Annotated in this window: 12 protein-coding genes and 1 riboswitch; of the genes, 9 read left to right on the top strand and 3 right to left on the bottom strand. The window is 71.3% G+C overall.

What is annotated here, in order from left to right; translation table 11 throughout:
• Positions 1 to 2: 2 nt before the first annotated feature.
• Positions 3 to 761, bottom strand: coding sequence for a hypothetical protein (locus H6726_12670; GenBank protein ID MCB9658494.1), 759 nt, complete (start codon positions 759 to 761; stop codon positions 3 to 5).
• Between the two features lie 41 nt (positions 762 to 802).
• On the opposite strand from H6726_12670, the gene H6726_12665 reads away from it, so the two are divergent.
• Positions 803 to 1,069 (top strand): DUF4404 family protein, encoded by a 267-nt coding sequence (locus tag H6726_12665; protein MCB9658493.1) that lies wholly within the window; start codon positions 803 to 805, stop codon positions 1,067 to 1,069.
• 56 nt (positions 1,070 to 1,125) lie between these two features.
• Positions 1,126 to 2,490, top strand: a complete 1,365-nt coding sequence (locus tag H6726_12660; GenBank protein MCB9658492.1) for a M23 family metallopeptidase — start codon at positions 1,126 to 1,128, stop codon at positions 2,488 to 2,490.
• Positions 2,491 to 2,553: 63 nt separating this feature from the next.
• Here H6726_12660 and H6726_12655 read toward each other — a convergent pair whose 3' ends face one another.
• Positions 2,554 to 3,654, bottom strand: a complete 1,101-nt coding sequence (locus H6726_12655) for a hypothetical protein (GenBank protein ID MCB9658491.1) — start codon at positions 3,652 to 3,654, stop codon at positions 2,554 to 2,556.
• A gap of 345 nt (positions 3,655 to 3,999) precedes the next feature.
• Here H6726_12655 and H6726_12650 point away from each other — a divergent pair, with 345 nt between their 5' ends.
• The 7 genes from H6726_12650 (at position 4,000) to H6726_12620 (ending at position 12,174) form a co-directional block, all read left to right on the top strand.
• Complete coding sequence (locus tag H6726_12650) at positions 4,000 to 4,818, top strand: hypothetical protein (protein MCB9658490.1); 819 nt, start codon at positions 4,000 to 4,002, stop codon at positions 4,816 to 4,818.
• Positions 4,819 to 4,901: 83 nt separating this feature from the next.
• Positions 4,902 to 6,197 (top strand): UDP-N-acetylmuramyl-tripeptide synthetase, encoded by a 1,296-nt coding sequence (gene murE / locus H6726_12645; GenBank protein ID MCB9658489.1) that lies wholly within the window; start codon positions 4,902 to 4,904, stop codon positions 6,195 to 6,197.
• A complete protein-coding gene (locus H6726_12640) occupies positions 6,194 to 6,523 on the top strand; it encodes a hypothetical protein (GenBank protein ID MCB9658488.1) in 330 nt (109 codons plus the stop codon). Before murE ends, H6726_12640 begins: the two co-directional genes overlap by 4 nt.
• Before the next feature lie 110 nt (positions 6,524 to 6,633).
• Complete coding sequence (locus tag H6726_12635) at positions 6,634 to 7,539, top strand: SDR family oxidoreductase (GenBank protein MCB9658487.1); 906 nt, start codon at positions 6,634 to 6,636, stop codon at positions 7,537 to 7,539.
• 37 nt (positions 7,540 to 7,576) lie between these two features.
• Positions 7,577 to 8,647 (top strand): hypothetical protein, encoded by a 1,071-nt coding sequence (locus tag H6726_12630; GenBank protein ID MCB9658486.1) that lies wholly within the window; start codon positions 7,577 to 7,579, stop codon positions 8,645 to 8,647.
• A 105-nt stretch (positions 8,648 to 8,752) separates the two neighbouring features.
• A riboswitch (cobalamin riboswitch) is annotated at positions 8,753 to 8,896 on the top strand.
• Positions 8,897 to 9,004: 108 nt separating this feature from the next.
• A complete protein-coding gene (locus tag H6726_12625) occupies positions 9,005 to 10,642 on the top strand; it encodes a hypothetical protein (GenBank protein ID MCB9658485.1) in 1,638 nt (545 codons plus the stop codon).
• A complete protein-coding gene (locus H6726_12620) occupies positions 10,639 to 12,174 on the top strand; it encodes a cobyric acid synthase (GenBank protein ID MCB9658484.1) in 1,536 nt (511 codons plus the stop codon). The genes H6726_12625 and H6726_12620 overlap by 4 nt, the downstream gene beginning before the upstream one ends.
• Here H6726_12620 and H6726_12615 read toward each other — a convergent pair.
• Positions 12,132 to 14,231 (bottom strand): low temperature requirement protein A, encoded by a 2,100-nt coding sequence (locus H6726_12615; protein ID MCB9658483.1) that lies wholly within the window; start codon positions 14,229 to 14,231, stop codon positions 12,132 to 12,134. The genes H6726_12620 and H6726_12615 overlap by 43 nt on opposite strands.
• Positions 14,232 to 14,249: the final 18 nt, after the last annotated feature.

The following is a 14,249-nucleotide window of genomic DNA, read 5'->3' as shown; positions in this document are numbered from 1 at the left end:
TCTCACGGCTCCCAGCCACAGCCGGGCCCGTAGATGTCGCCCTCTCCGGAGCCACCGATGGCGTTGAACTCGCGCAGCCAGCTGGTCCAGAACGTCTGCATTCGGCGCGCCAGCTCGGCGACGTCCGCGTCCGTCTCGCCAGCGGCCTGCATGGCCTCCGACGTGGGGTCCACAGCACCGGAGGGGGTGCCCAGACCAGGCACGCGCGACGACAACCGACGCACGCCAGGACCTTCACCCCACGGGTCCTCCGCGGGATCGTCCATGGGCAGATACTCCGGCAGGTCGGACCAGGCCTCGACGAATGTGATCTCGCCCGCGTCGTTGAACGTGAACTCCTCGTAGATGCCGCAGGGCCCTCCGGGATACTGGAACGACACGCGGCAGCGCGCGAAGGGCTGCACGTCGAACGCACGGCAGTCTCGGATGGGCACCATCGAGGGCATGGCGAGGAGGACCACCCGGTCGACCGACTCGATCAGGTCGCGGCCGTAGCCGGTCAACAGCAGCCACGGGGGCCACTCCCAGCGGATGACGCCCTCCGCATAGGTGGGCCGACTGCTCGGATCGGATCCGGCGTCGTAGCTGTCGAAGTAGCGCAGCGCCTGGTCGACGTAGTGCTCCGGGGCCTGCTGCGGCGCCGAGCAAGCGGACAGGGCGCCCTCTCCCACGCAGACTTCGCTGCCACCACAGGCGGAGAGCGCTATGCTGGCGAAGATCAACCCCAAGCGGTGGGTGCGCATCTCAGCACGGTGCGTCATGCCCCCCCATCACGTCAACGCCTGCTCCCCAGGACCCGAAGATGCCCAAGCAAGCCCTGCGCGACGCGCTCGCCACCCTCCACAGCGAGCTGACCGCAACCGAGTCACTCGACGCCGAGACCCGGGCGCTGCTGCTGAACTCTGCGATGGAGATCACGGAGGCCCTCGACCGAGACACCGCGGAGCACGCCGATGGAGCGCTCGGCGCCCGCCTGCGCAGCGCGGTGACGCGCTTCGAAGGGGAGCACCCCGATCTGGTGCGCGCCGTGGGGCGACTGGCCGAAGCGCTGGGTGCCGCCGGCATCTGAGCCCTCGCCGCGCTGGGGGCTTGACGCACGCGCGGGATGCCGCGAGCTTGGTCGCCATGCCCCGCGCCCTCCTCGCCGCGAGCCTGCTCGCCGTCACGTGCGCGCTGACCGGGTCGCCCGCCGGACGGGCACAGCAGGCAGCTGACGCGGAGGAGCCCGAAGCCGCTACGCAGGCGCCCGGGGCCAGCACGCAGGCGCCTGAACCGCACCCCGTCGCGGCGCGCGCGGACAGCCCCTGGGAGGAGCGTCAGCGGCGGGAGCTGGGTGTTTACGCCCGCGAGGAAGTGCGCGTGGGCCCAGAAGACTGGGGGCCGCTGGCGCAGGCCCCGGCCGAGGTGGACCCGGCGCGCTTCGCCACGGCGCTGCGCACGCTCTGCGGCGGGATGCGCGAGCGTACGGCGACGGAGCTCACGGGCTACGTGCTGGCGAGCGCGCGCGAGTTCCAAGTCGACCCGTTTCTGCTGGGCGGGCTCGTGCACCAACAGAGCGGCTGCCGCAGCCGCGAGCGCGAGGCCGGCGGGGTCGGCCTCACCCTGCTGCCCTTCCGCACGTTCCGGCGGCGCGTGCGCGACGGGGCGCTGCGCTACTTCGTGGCGGACACGAGCGGGCTCCGTGAGGCGCAGCTGAGCGTGCCGCGCCACCCGTTCACCCCGGCGCACCTGCTGCGGGCCGAGGCCAACCTGTACCACGCGGCAGCGCTGCTCCACGCCCTGCGCGCCGAGCACGACGCCATCCACCGGGCATTCCCCCAGCAGCAGCCGCACCGGCACGTGGTCAGCCACTTCGTGTGGGGCGACGTGGTGCGCTCGAGCCGCGCAGAGGACCGCATCCTCAGTGAGCGGCGGCGGCTGCTGGAGCACTACGGTGCGTACACGCCGCCTGCGCCCCTGCACTTCCGGGGGTTGCCCATGAGCGCACCTCTGCACGGTGCGCCGCGCGTCATCTTGAGCTGGCGCGGCGCGCGGCGGCAGAACCGCGACGGGTCACGCAGGCAGCACCACGGCACGGACATCGAGTCCTACGCCGACGAGGCGGTGCTCGCTGCCGCCGACGGGAGGGTGGTCGTCGCGGGCGTGGACCTCCCCGGCGTGGCGCACATGGACAACCTGCGCTGGCGCGAGATCCGGATCATCCCGCGCGACACCCTGGGCGCCGGTGGGCGCTACGTGTGCGTGCAGCACGACCCTCCAGAGGGGAGCAGCTTCCGCACCTGTTACATGCACCTCGAGCGGGTAGACGTGCGGCGCGGGCAGGTGGTGACCCGGGGTACGCGCGTCGGCACGGTCGGGCGCACGGGCATCCTCGACTCGGCCGCCCACCTGCACTTCGAGCTGCGCGACCCGGAAGAGCACCTGGACGCCTCCGTGGTGCTGGCGGGGCACCTCATCGGCCACCGGCCGCGTCAGCGCGCGTGGTGGTGAGCGCGTCGTCCAGCACCATGTCCAGCACCATCGCCGGTAGGGACGCGTGAGCGACGGAACAGACTACTCACAATCACGACCACACCCGGCGCGGCACTCGCGCGGGCGCGTCGTGACATCCAGCAGCACGGAGACCTCGCGACCATCAGGCGCGAGCTCGACGAACACGGGGGTGTCGAAGATGCACCGTTGACCGAGAGAGGCGCCGTCCACGGCGACGACCACCTCGCCGAGGGCATCGAACTCGGCGCGGAACCAGCCCGCGCGGTCCGTGACGACCAGCTGATCGCCGACGCGCACGCGTACGTTGGCGAGCGCGCGTCCGTCCACCCGCAGCGCGCCACGCACCCTGCCGGCGCGACTCGGAAGCTGCTGGCACACGTGGGCGACCTGGGCCTCGGCCGTCGCAAACTCGGGCGGCAGCGCGCCTCCCAGCGCCATGCGTCGGCAGCGCAGGGCGAGCGAGGTCGCGTCCAGCACGCGCACGTCGTAGGAGGTCGCGGCGACGATGTGGTCTCCGCGGGCGCTCAGCACGCGCGCCCCTTCGACACGGAAGCGTTCCTGCCCGCTCGCGTCGCGCAGGTGCAGCGCCACGCCGTCGCTCCACACGTACGAGCCGTCGTCCAGCAGTCGCGCTGCGGTGGTCCACGTGCCCAGCGAGAAGCGCTCACGGACCTCGCCCGTCCAGGTGCGCAGCTCCACCTCGCCCCCCGTGTCGATGGCCACCCCCGCCGCGCTCGCGGAGACGAGGGGCAGCTGGTCGGACGTCCAGACACGGAACACGAGGGTGTGGTCGAGGCCGAACACTCCCACCCACGTACGACAGCGCTCGGCCGCAGCGCGAGCACAGCGCAGCACCACGAGCAGACGGTCGGCGTGCTCGCTCACCACCAGCGGCACACGCAGCGGAGAGGCCCCCACGGGCAAAGCATCGCCAGCGATGAAGGGGTCGAGCGACCACTCGCCACCTCGCCAGCGCGCGCGCAGCGGAGCGCCTGGCGAGTCCGATGGAGCGAACACCTCGGGCACGGAAGACGCTCGGTCGGGGACACCAGACTCCGTCTCGTCCCGCGTCACGTCCTCGGACGCGACACGCACCGAGCGCTCGCGCGCCGGCGCGGGCGGATCCGATTCGGGATCGGATCGGGTTGACGGTGTCGCCACGGACTCCGCCACCGCGACCTCACGAGCGCACGGCCGGGCCGCCGCGCAGCCCACGGAGCCGAGGCTGGATGCCACGCTGATGACCACAAGCGCCCCGCGTAGCCACTTGGTACGCCGTCGGCCGCGCTGAGCTGGAGGCTGCCGCACCTCCGCAGGATACGCGCTCGAGCGCGAACGGCGAGCATCCAGCCTCTCACGTGGTCTCCCGTCGAGAGACTGGCCGTCGCAGCCAGGGCCCCATCGATCCCTCCGCTGGGGCGCCTGGGAGCGCAGCCCAGCGCGGAGGCCGCCCCCTACGAGGCCAGTCATGCGGTGTTATTGGCACTGCGTGGTAGTGTTCACCCCATGGCCCGAGGCGGCGTCATCGAGCGACTGAGCTTGATTTGTTCGAACGTGGGGTTCGACCTCCGCGACGTGGACGCCGACGTGCTCAGCCGCCTCGAGCTGCTCGCCGAGCGCTCCCAGACGGTGGCCGACCTCGAGCGCATGGCGACGCTCGCCTTCGGGCTGTTCCGCTATTACGACGCGAACCGCCCGCACGAGCTGTTCGACGAGCTGGAGCAACGCACCATCGTGCTCGGTTGTCTGTTCTCGGACATTGGCAAGACCGGGCCCAAGCGCGCCACCGGCCCCGAGCGCCAGCTGATCGTGGACATGTTCTCCGTGGAGGCGGTGGAGGACGTGATGCAGCCTGTGCGGACGTTCATGGCGCGCTACTTCCCGGACGACGCGGACGAGCGCGTGCACCGCTTCGAGGCGCTGGGTCTGGACGCCGACATGCCCATGCGCGCGCTCTGGAACCTGCACACGTCGTGGACCCTCGAGATCATCGACGGCGCGGGCGTCCCGGCCGAGGCCGTCGCAGCCGCCGCGACGCACCACCTCCTGGACGACATCAACCCGGAGTCCATCGTGGGCGCCGACGACCGCTTCACGCGGGGATTCGGGGCCAACACCTGCTTCGACCGCTCCGAGAAGCTGGTCATCATCCTCGACAAGTACGACGCTCTCCGCCGCCGCGGCCGCCTGAGCCACGCAAAGGCCGTCGCCTGGCTGCGCGAGCGCCTGGAGAACAACGCGCGCTTCCGCGGTGACCGGGAGCTGGAGACGCTGATCGCCGACATCGACGTGGTCGCCGGCGCGCGGGCGGTCCCCTCCAGCTGAGCCCGCGGCCCTCGCGAGGCGCAGCGTCGCCGGGCCTCACGACCGTAGAGCCGCCACGGCGCCGCGTGCCATGATGCGGCGCCGTGACTGCGCCACCCAAGGACAACGCCGCCGCGCTCGCCCGCGCACGACCGCGGCTGCGCTCGGTCGGCGTGACGGGCACCAACGGAAAGACCACCACCACCAGCATGGTGGCGAGCATCGTCGCGGCTGCGGGCGAGGTGGCCGCGCGGGCGACCACGCTGGGCACGTGGGTGGGTGACCGGCAGACCTCGGACCAGGTGACGCTCGACGCGTTCCGGACCCTGGTGGACGAGGCCGTGGAGCGGGGCGTGCGCACCCTCGCGGTGGAGACCACGTCGCACTCCCTGGCGGGTGGCTTCGCGCGGGTGTGGCCCGTGGACGTGGCGGTGTTCACCAACCTCACGCGCGACCACCTGAACGTGCACGGCTCGCCCGAGGCCTACTTGGCGGCCAAGGCGCAGCTCTTCATGGCCGTGCCGCGAGGAGGCGCGGTGGTGTGGAACCTGGCCGACCCGTGCAGCGTGCTGATGGACGGGCTGGTGTCCAGCGAGGTGACGCGCCTCGGATACGTGGTGGGCGACGTGCACCCCGACTGCGCGGCCCTGCCCGTGAGCCTGCGCGCCACACAGGTGCAGAGCGGCCTCGAGGGGACGCGCTTCGAGGTCCAGGCGGACGAAGCGCACCAACTACTCGCGGGCGCGTTTCAGCTGGGCGCCATCGGCGCGGTGCACGTGCATAACGCGCTCGCGGCGGCCCTCGCCACGGCGGCCCTCGGCTACGCGCCCGACGCCATCCGCGCCGGTCTCGCGAGCTTTCGCGGGGTGCCCGGGCGCTTCGAGGTGCTCGCCGCGCACCCCACCGTGGTGGTGGACTACGCCCACACGCCCGACGCGCTCGAGCGTACGCTCGCCGAGGCGCGCGCGCTGGTGGGCGCCGACGGTCGGCTCACGTGCGTGTTTGGCTGCGGCGGCGGGCGCGACGAGGGGAAGCGGCCCGAGATGGGGCGAGTGGCGGACGGCATCGCCGACGACGTGGTGCTGACCGACGACAACCCGCGGCGCGAGGACCCCGCGCGCATCCTCGACGCCATCGAGGCGGGGGTGCCAGCCGGCGAGCGTGACGCGCGTTGGGTGCGCATCCCCGACCGGCGCGCCGCCATCCGGCACGCCGTCGAGCGCGCTCGGCCGGATGACGTCGTCGTCATCGCCGGCAAGGGGCACGAGCAGGTGCAGCTGCTGGCCAGCGGCCCGGTGGCCTTCTCGGACCACGAGGTGGCGCGCGAAGCCCTCCGGGACGCTGGTGTCGAGAGTCCGTCCCGGAGATACTCGCCGCCTCGAAAGGGAAACGACGAATGAAGATCAACAAGGACCTCTTCATGGCCGCGGCCATGGCCCTGGCCGTCCCAGCCTCTCCCCTGGTCGGCTGCGGCGGCGCGAGCAGCGGCTCCGGCACCGTGCACGAAGGCGACAGCACGGGCCCAGCCGACGAGCGCGACTGCAGCGTCGAGGACTGCAGCGACCTGCGCGGACCGTCCGACGAGCGCGACTGCAGCGTCGACGACTGCAGCGACCTGATGGGTCCCGCTGACGAGCGCGACTGTAGCGTCGAGGACTGCAGCGACCTGCGCGGACCGTCTGACGAGCGCGACTGCAGCGTCGACGACTGCAGCGACCTCTACTGACCCCGGGGCGCGCGGCGGTGGTCGGGCTGGGGGACGCGCACCGCTCGGCCCGAAGCAGGTAGACAGCGCGCACGCGGGGCCGCACCCTGCCCCGCATGTCTCTCGTTTCCATGATCAAGGGTCGGAGCGGCGCGAGCGGCTTCGGGTATGCGTCCACCGCCGAGGAGGTCACCGCCGGGCTCGACCTGCGCGGCAAGTCGGTGCTCATCACCGGCGTGAACTCGGGCCTCGGCCAGGAGAGCGCGCGCGTGCTGGCCATGCGCGGGGCGCGGGTGCTGGGCGCCGCGCGCACCAAGGAGAAGGCGGCCGAGGCATGCCGCGCGTTCGGGCCGGACGCCGTGCCGCTCGCGTGCGAGCTGTCGGAGCCCGAGTCGGTGCGCGCGTGCGTGGCCGAGGTGCTCGCGCTGGGCATCCCGCTGGACGTCCTGCTGTGCAACGCCGGCATCATGGCGCTGCCCGAGCGGACCACCAAGCACGGGCAGGAGCTGCAGTTCCTGACGAACCACATCGGCCACTTCATCCTCGTGACGGGGCTGCTCGATGCGCTGACGGACAAGGGCCGCGTGGTGATGCTCTCGAGCGGCGCCCACCACCGAGCGCCACAGGTGGGCATCGACTTCGACGACCTCACGCTCTCGAAGAGCTACACGGCGTGGACGGCCTACGGGCAGACCAAGCTCGCCAACCTGCTGTTCGCCAAGCAGCTAGCCAAGCGCCTGGCGGGCACGGGCAAGACGGCCAACGCGCTGCACCCCGGGGTCATCAACACCAACCTCGGGCGCCACATGAACCTGGCCGTGCGCGTCGCCTACCCCATCGCCGCGGCCATCGCGATGAAGGACATCCCGCAAGGCTCGGCGACCCAGTGCTACGTGGCCACGCACCCGTCCCTGGAAGGCGTGACGGGCGAATACTTCGCGGACTGCAACGTCACGAAGCCCTCTCGGCACGCGCGCAACGAGGCCATGGCCGAGCGCCTGTGGGAGGTCACGGAGGGCATCGTCGCGGGCCTCTGATGTGCTACGGTGCCACTGGAACTTTCCAGGAGAAACCGTGAACCGCATCCCCCCCGCCTGCTTCTTCATCGCCACCCTCTACGCGGCAAGCGCCTCGGCGCAGTTCAGTGTCGTCACCAGCACCACGTCGTCCTACTGCTATGGGGTGAACAACGGCTCCGCGACCGCCATCCCTGTCGGTGGCGTCGCACCGTACATGTACCTCTGGTCGAACGGCGCCGTAGGAGCGACCGCCGTGAACCTCGAGGCCGGGACCTATCGAGTGTTCGTCACCGACAACGACGGCCGGCTGGTCGAGGCGTCGGTCGTCGTCACGGAGGAGTTCGTCGTCCACGCGAACGCCACGATCACCGGAGAGTCGTGCTTCGGCGCTTCGGACGGATCGATCGCGTTGGAGCCGACCAACGGCACAGCGCCCTACACCTACACTTGGAGCAATGGCGACACGCGCCAAACCAACACGGGACTCCAGGGGGGTGTCTATGGCTACTGGCTGACCGACGCCAACGGCTGCACCACGGAGGAGTCCGTCCTGCTGACACTTCCTGGGCCGACGGAACCCTTGTCCGCGTCGATCACGGTGGACGCCGACGAGAGCTGCGCAGGCGGCGCCGACGGCGCGTTGACGGCCGTCGGCGCGGGCGGCACGGCGGACTACACCTTCACGTGGAGCGACGGCCCTGCGACCACGGCCTCGCGCACCGGGTTGGGCCCCGACGAGTACATGGCCACGGTCACGGACGCGAACGGCTGCACCGCGATGGGGTCGGCCAGCGTGGCCGCAGGGAGCGGAGCGTGTGTCGTGGACGCGGGCGTGCCGGAGGACGCAGGCACGATGAGCGACGCCGGCGCGGAGAACGACGCTGCGGTCGACGCTACCGACGCGGGCCAGGCAGAGGACGCCGACACGAGCGACGACAGCGGGACCGTGGGCGGAGACGCCAGCACGCGTGACGCCGGGGCCACGGTCGACATGGGCGCCCCTCGCGGCAGCGGGGGCGGCTGCTCCACGCAGGCCGACGTGTCGCTGGGCTGGTCCAGTGGCGCATTCATCCTTGCGCTTGCGGGCGTCGCCACGCGACGCAGGCGACGTCGCACGCCACGTTGAGCTCTCGTCCTTGACGGGCGCGTGCTTTGCGACCACGTTCCGCTCGCGCTTGGGTCGTGGCTCACCGAGAGTCACGCGAGGTCGCGGCGGAGACATGCCGGGACCGAAGAGGGAAGTCGGTGAAACGCCGACACGGTTCCCGCCACGGTATGCGATCGAACACCGCGTCATGACGCCACTGGGTGTGCGGCTCCACCGGAGCCGCTCCTGGGAAGGCGACGGGGTCTAGGGTCGCGAGTCCGGAGACCTGCTCGAGCGTGCACCCTCCGCTGCGGGATACAGCAACGAGGGCACGCGCCGCTCGGTGCTGCCTCTCTCGCCGTTTCTCCGCACGGGACCCCTTCGCAAGGAACCGGCATGAAACAGGCACTCCCCGCACTCTCGACGCGCTCCTTGGTGGCGCTCGTCACCCTCCTCGCTTTGGCATGTGGGTCGGACGACCCGGCCCAGACACTCACCCTCGGACCCGCCGGAGGCGAGCTCAGCGCCGGCGACGCGCACGTCACCTTTCCCGAGGACGCGCTGACCACGGACACCGAGCTCACGCTGGGGCGCATCTCCCAGCGCGACGTGGCCGCGCTAGGCCCCAACGAGCAGTTCACCGGCGCGCCCTACCTCGTCGCTCCCGCCGACGCCGAGCTGGAGAGCCCCGTCACCATCGTGCTGCCCTACTCCGGCGACGACGCCGACCTGTTCGTCTTCGCCGCGCCCGGCCTCGAGGGCCCGTGGCGCTTGGTGCGCGACCCCGTGTTCGAGAACGGTCGGGCGACGTTCAGCACCAGCACGCTCGGAGTGTTCGTGGTGGTGCGTGCCTTCTCGGCGTCGCTCTCGCCGCTGCCCGCCACGCCACGCTTCGTGGTGGTGAACAGCGACCGCAGCAGCGCCGCCATCTCCATGTTGAACGCTCAGGCCGAGGCCATCGACGCCGAGTGGTTCACGTCGGGCGACGCGCTGTCGGGCTTGGTGGCCGCGCTCGGGAGCGACGTCACGCTGCCGACCACGTTCACGGCGGGGCACATCATGGTGCTCGACCGCTTCCGCGTGGACGTGCTGACGAACATCGCCATCCCGGGCGGCGAGATCGTCGGCCAGCTGCGCACGCACGAGCGCGCCGTCACCACGGGCTTCTCCAGCAACCCTCAGGACTACCTCGAGCTGAGCGCGACCAGCGGGTGGGTGAGCCGCTTCGGAGCCAACCTGGACGAGGCCGCTCCCGCCACGGAGCGGGGATCCGACCTGATCGAGATCGACCCGAGCACCATGCAGCGCACCGGGCGGCGCGTGGACCTGACGAGCTTCACGCAGGTGGTGGACGACACGGACGTGCACCCGCGCCCCTCGCGCATGCTGGCGATGGGTGGCCGGATGGTGATCGGCCTGGGCCTCCTCAGCAGCAACTTCCGTGCGTCCAGCGAAGGCGTCCTGGTGGTCGTGGACCCGAGCGACCTGAGCGTCACCTCGCTCGCGCTCTCGGGGCTGCGCAACTGCGGCACCCTCGTGCCGGTCCCGGGCGACGCGACGCGCGCCATGGTCGCGTGCATCGGGCACTCCCCCACGTATGACGAGGCCGAGGTGCGCGCCACGGCCGGCGTGGTCGTGGTGCACATGAGCGACGCGCACGAGCTCGTCGAAGAAGCGCGCTGGGAGGTCGCTGCGGATGAAGGCGCGGGGGCGTCCGTGTACGGCCACGTCGCGCTGTCCGACGACGAGTTCGTCGCGGTCGCGTACGGCAACCGCACGGCCGGCACGAACGACGTGCTGTACCGCGTGGTCATCTCTACGGGCGAGCAGACGCAGCTGGCCGAGACCGCGGGCCAGTACATGCTGGGCACGCTCGCGTTCGACCCCATGAGTGACCTGCTGCTGGTGCCCGACGCCGCCACGGGGCTCCGCCGCTTCACGCTCACCGGAGACGGCGCGTCCGAGGGCGGCACCGTCGCGCTCACCATGCCGCGTGGCTTGCCCCCGCGTCACGCCTACCTTCTCGCGCCATGAAGCCGGCACGCGACGCCGCGCCGCAGCAGGCGCTGATGGTCATGGGCACCGGGTCAGGGGTCGGGAAGTCCTTCATCGCGACGGGCCTCTGTCGGCTGCTCGCTCGGCGCGGCTATCGCGTGGCGCCCTTCAAGGCGCAGAACATGTCCAACAACGCCGCGCCCGCGGAGGGCGGGGGGGACGAGGCCGAGATCGGTCGCGCCCAAGCCACGCAGGCCGAGGCCGCCGGGCTGCGCCCGCACGTGGACATGAACCCCGTGTTGCTGAAGCCCACGGGAGACCAGCGCGCTCAGGTGGTGCTGCTCGGACGCTCGGTCGGTCACCTCTCGGCAGCCGCCTATCGCGCGCAGCACGCGCGCTGGTGGAACGTCGTGAGCAGCGCCTACGCGCGCTTGGCCGCCGCGAACGACGTGGTGGTGATCGAGGGGGCTGGGTCGCCCGCGGAGTTCAACCTGCGTGACACCGACATCGTCAACATGGCCGTCGCGCTGCACACCCGGGCCAACGTGCTGCTGGTGGGAGACATCGACCGCGGTGGCGTGTTCGCCAGTCTGCTGGGCACGATGGCGCTGCTCGCCCCAGACGAGGCCGCGCGCGTCGCAGGCTTCGTGATCAACCGTTTCCGGGGCGACGCGTCGCTGCTCGCCCCGGCGTTCGCGCCCTTCACCGCGCGCACGCACGTCCCGGTCCGTGGTGTGGTCCCGTACCGCGCGGACATCCTCGTGGACGACGAGGACAGCCAGGGGCTGGTGGACGCGGACCACGTTCGGCCGAGCGCGCTCGACATCGCGGTGGTGCGCGTCCCGACCATCGCGAACTTCACGGACGTCCAACAGCTGGCGGTCATGCCCGGGGTGGCGGTGCGCTATGTCACGCGCGCCGAGCAGCTGGGCAACCCCGACCTGGTCATCGTCCCTGGTGCCAAGGACACCTTCGCCGCGCTCGACTTCGTCCAGACGAGTGGCGTGAGCGGTGCGCTTCACGCTGCGGTGCGGCGACAGATTCCAGTGCTGGGCCTGTGCGGTGGCTACCAGCTGTTGGGTGACGAGCTGGTGGACGAGCACGGACACGGAGGCAGCACGGGGACGCGACGCGGACTCGGCCTCTTGCCCGTGAGCACGCGCTTCGGCGAGATCAAGCGCACCCGCGACGTGCGGGGCGTCACGCGCGGCTCGTGGCTCTTCCCACCCGGCCTGGCCGTCGCAGGGTACGAGATCCACCAGGGTCGAACTCACGGCGGAGAACCCCTGCTGAGCATCGCGCGTCGCCCCGAGGGCGCGGTGAACGGTCTCGTCGCCGGCACCTACGTCCACGGGCTCCTCGACGCCGAGCCCGTACGCGCTGCGCTCGTGGACGCCCTGTGGCGACGACGTGGAGTGGCGCCACCCCGCGGCGCTCCCGAGGCGCTCACGCGTCTCGCGCACTACGACGCCATCGCCGATCTCCTCGAGGCAGAAGTCGACTTGAGCGGTCTGCTGCCGCCCCGACCTCAGCCCGGCTCGCCGGGTTCCAGGAACGGCTCGAGGTCGTGAAAGCGCTCGTAGTCCACCATCATGCGCCCGTCGGGCAAGCGCGAGACCACGTCCACGAAGCGCTGTCCCACGCGGACGTCCGCGCCGCGGTAGAGGTGCCGCGCGTGCGTCGTCTGGGCGTACGTCCCGTCGTGTCCTCGCACGACGGCGATGAACAACAGGCTGTCCGCCTCGGCCTCGAGGTCCACGCCGAAGAGCGGGCTCTGCTCATCGATGACGTGCATGACCGTCCAGGTGAGCCGGAACAGCGGCGTGTTGGAGCGGACGAGCGCGAGGTCGGTGAGGCGCCGCATGTGCTCGCCCTCGCGCGTGATCTCGTCGCGCACCACGGTGAGCGAGATGTTGGCGTCCACCACGTCGTTGCCGCGCGCGTTGCCCAGCCGTAGGTGCAGCGTGGGCACGCCGTCACGCGGGTGAACGGTGAGGGTGCTGGTGAAGAGCGCGCTGGCCTGGGGCCGCGAGACCTTGGCGAACACGAGCCCCGTCGCGAGCGCGGTGCCCAGCACGCCCACGGCGGCTTCGAGGGTCACCACCCAGTCGGCGAAGGGCGAGTCGGGGGTCCACGCGCCGTAGCCGATGGTGGTCATGGTCTGGACGCTGAAGAAGAACGCGTGGGCGAAGTCGACCGGGGCCGGGCCCGCGAGAGAGGCGGGAACCGACACGTACAGCGCCGCGAAGAAGACGTTGGCCACCAGGTACACGAACGTGAACGTGAGAAACAGCCGCGTCCACGACCCGTCCACCAGGAACACGTAGAGGTCGTTGCGCAGCTCGGAGGGCGCGCCCTTGCGCACGGGGGCGTCGGCGCTGCCCGTCACGGCAGGCAGCCGCGAACCCTCGGCTTGGCTGCGGCGAACCTCGTCCGCCAGCGTGTGCGTGGCGTGCGTCTCTGGCGCCGCCTGCAACGGAGACGCGGCCATGTCGAACAGCACCTGCCCGACGCATACGGCCCCGAGCCCCACCAGGAAGACCCACGCGTTCATCCCGACGGCGGCGGGCGCGAGCACCAGGACGAGCGCGCCCGAGGCGACGCGCGCGTTCACCCGCCAACGGTCGCTCAGCTCAGACTGCCGCCGCTCCGTGACCGAGTCCACGATGGCGACCGAGAACAGCGTCAGCGCGAGGGACCCTGCCAGCAGCCACGCGTACTTGGGGTTCGGCGGCTCCGAGAGGTGGAAGTGCACCGCCTTCTTCAGCGCCACGCCCACGGCCGTGATGCCCAGCGTGACGGGCAGGTGCCCGAGGAACCACAGCAGCCACGCCCCTGGCGCTTGGCGCACCCGCGAGCCGCCGATGTCGTCGAAGTAGATCCACCAGAGGCAGCAGGTGATGAGCAGCACGGCGCTGGCCTGCCCCACCTGCTGCGTGCTCGCGCCGGCGCTGGCGAGGTCGGACAGCACCTTCACGAAGGACTCGCCCAGCACGATGATGGTGAGCAGCCCGAAGCGCTCGGACAGGTGCTCGTTGTCGATGGGGAAGCGCTCCTGCAGCGCGCGTGAGGCTCGGCTCATGGGCGCCGAGAGGATGATCACCACACCCAGCGCCCACAGCCCGTAGGCGTACGGGGCCGGGAACAACACGGACACGCCCCACAGCACGGCGCCGATGGCGAACACACCGCCCCAGTAGCGGCTGTAGTCGCGCGAGCTGGGCTCCTGCGCGTGCGAGCGCAGGTGCATGAGCGCCACCGTCGCCTGCGTGGTCGCGTACGACAGCGCGAAGCCACGGAACTCGCCCTCCATGACCCGTGGCGCGAAGATGGCCATGCCGCCCACCGAGAACATGGCCGCGAACGCCGTCACGCGGTGCGCGAAGTCGTCCAGCTCGAAACGGTTCATGAAGAAGGTGAAGCCCGCCCAGGCCACCCACAGCGGCACGAACAGCGCCGCAAAGATGGCGAAGCCCCCCGCCCCGACGTGATCCGCGAGGACGTTGCCCAGCTGGATGATGGCGGCGACGAAGATGAGGTCGTAGAAGAGCTCCAGCCAGGAGACCTTCTTCTCGCTGCCGTGCGAGGGCGTGTGCAGCGTGGGGGCGTGGAACCAGCGGTTGCGCATAGCGGGCGCGGCTAGGAT

It is taken from the genome of Sandaracinaceae bacterium (genome assembly GCA_020633055.1).
In the GTDB taxonomy this organism is placed as follows: Bacteria; Myxococcota_A; Polyangia; order Polyangiales; family Houyiibacteriaceae; genus JADJJE01.
The sequence above is the reverse complement of the archived record's forward strand: the minus strand, read 5'-3'. Positions and strand labels throughout refer to the sequence as shown.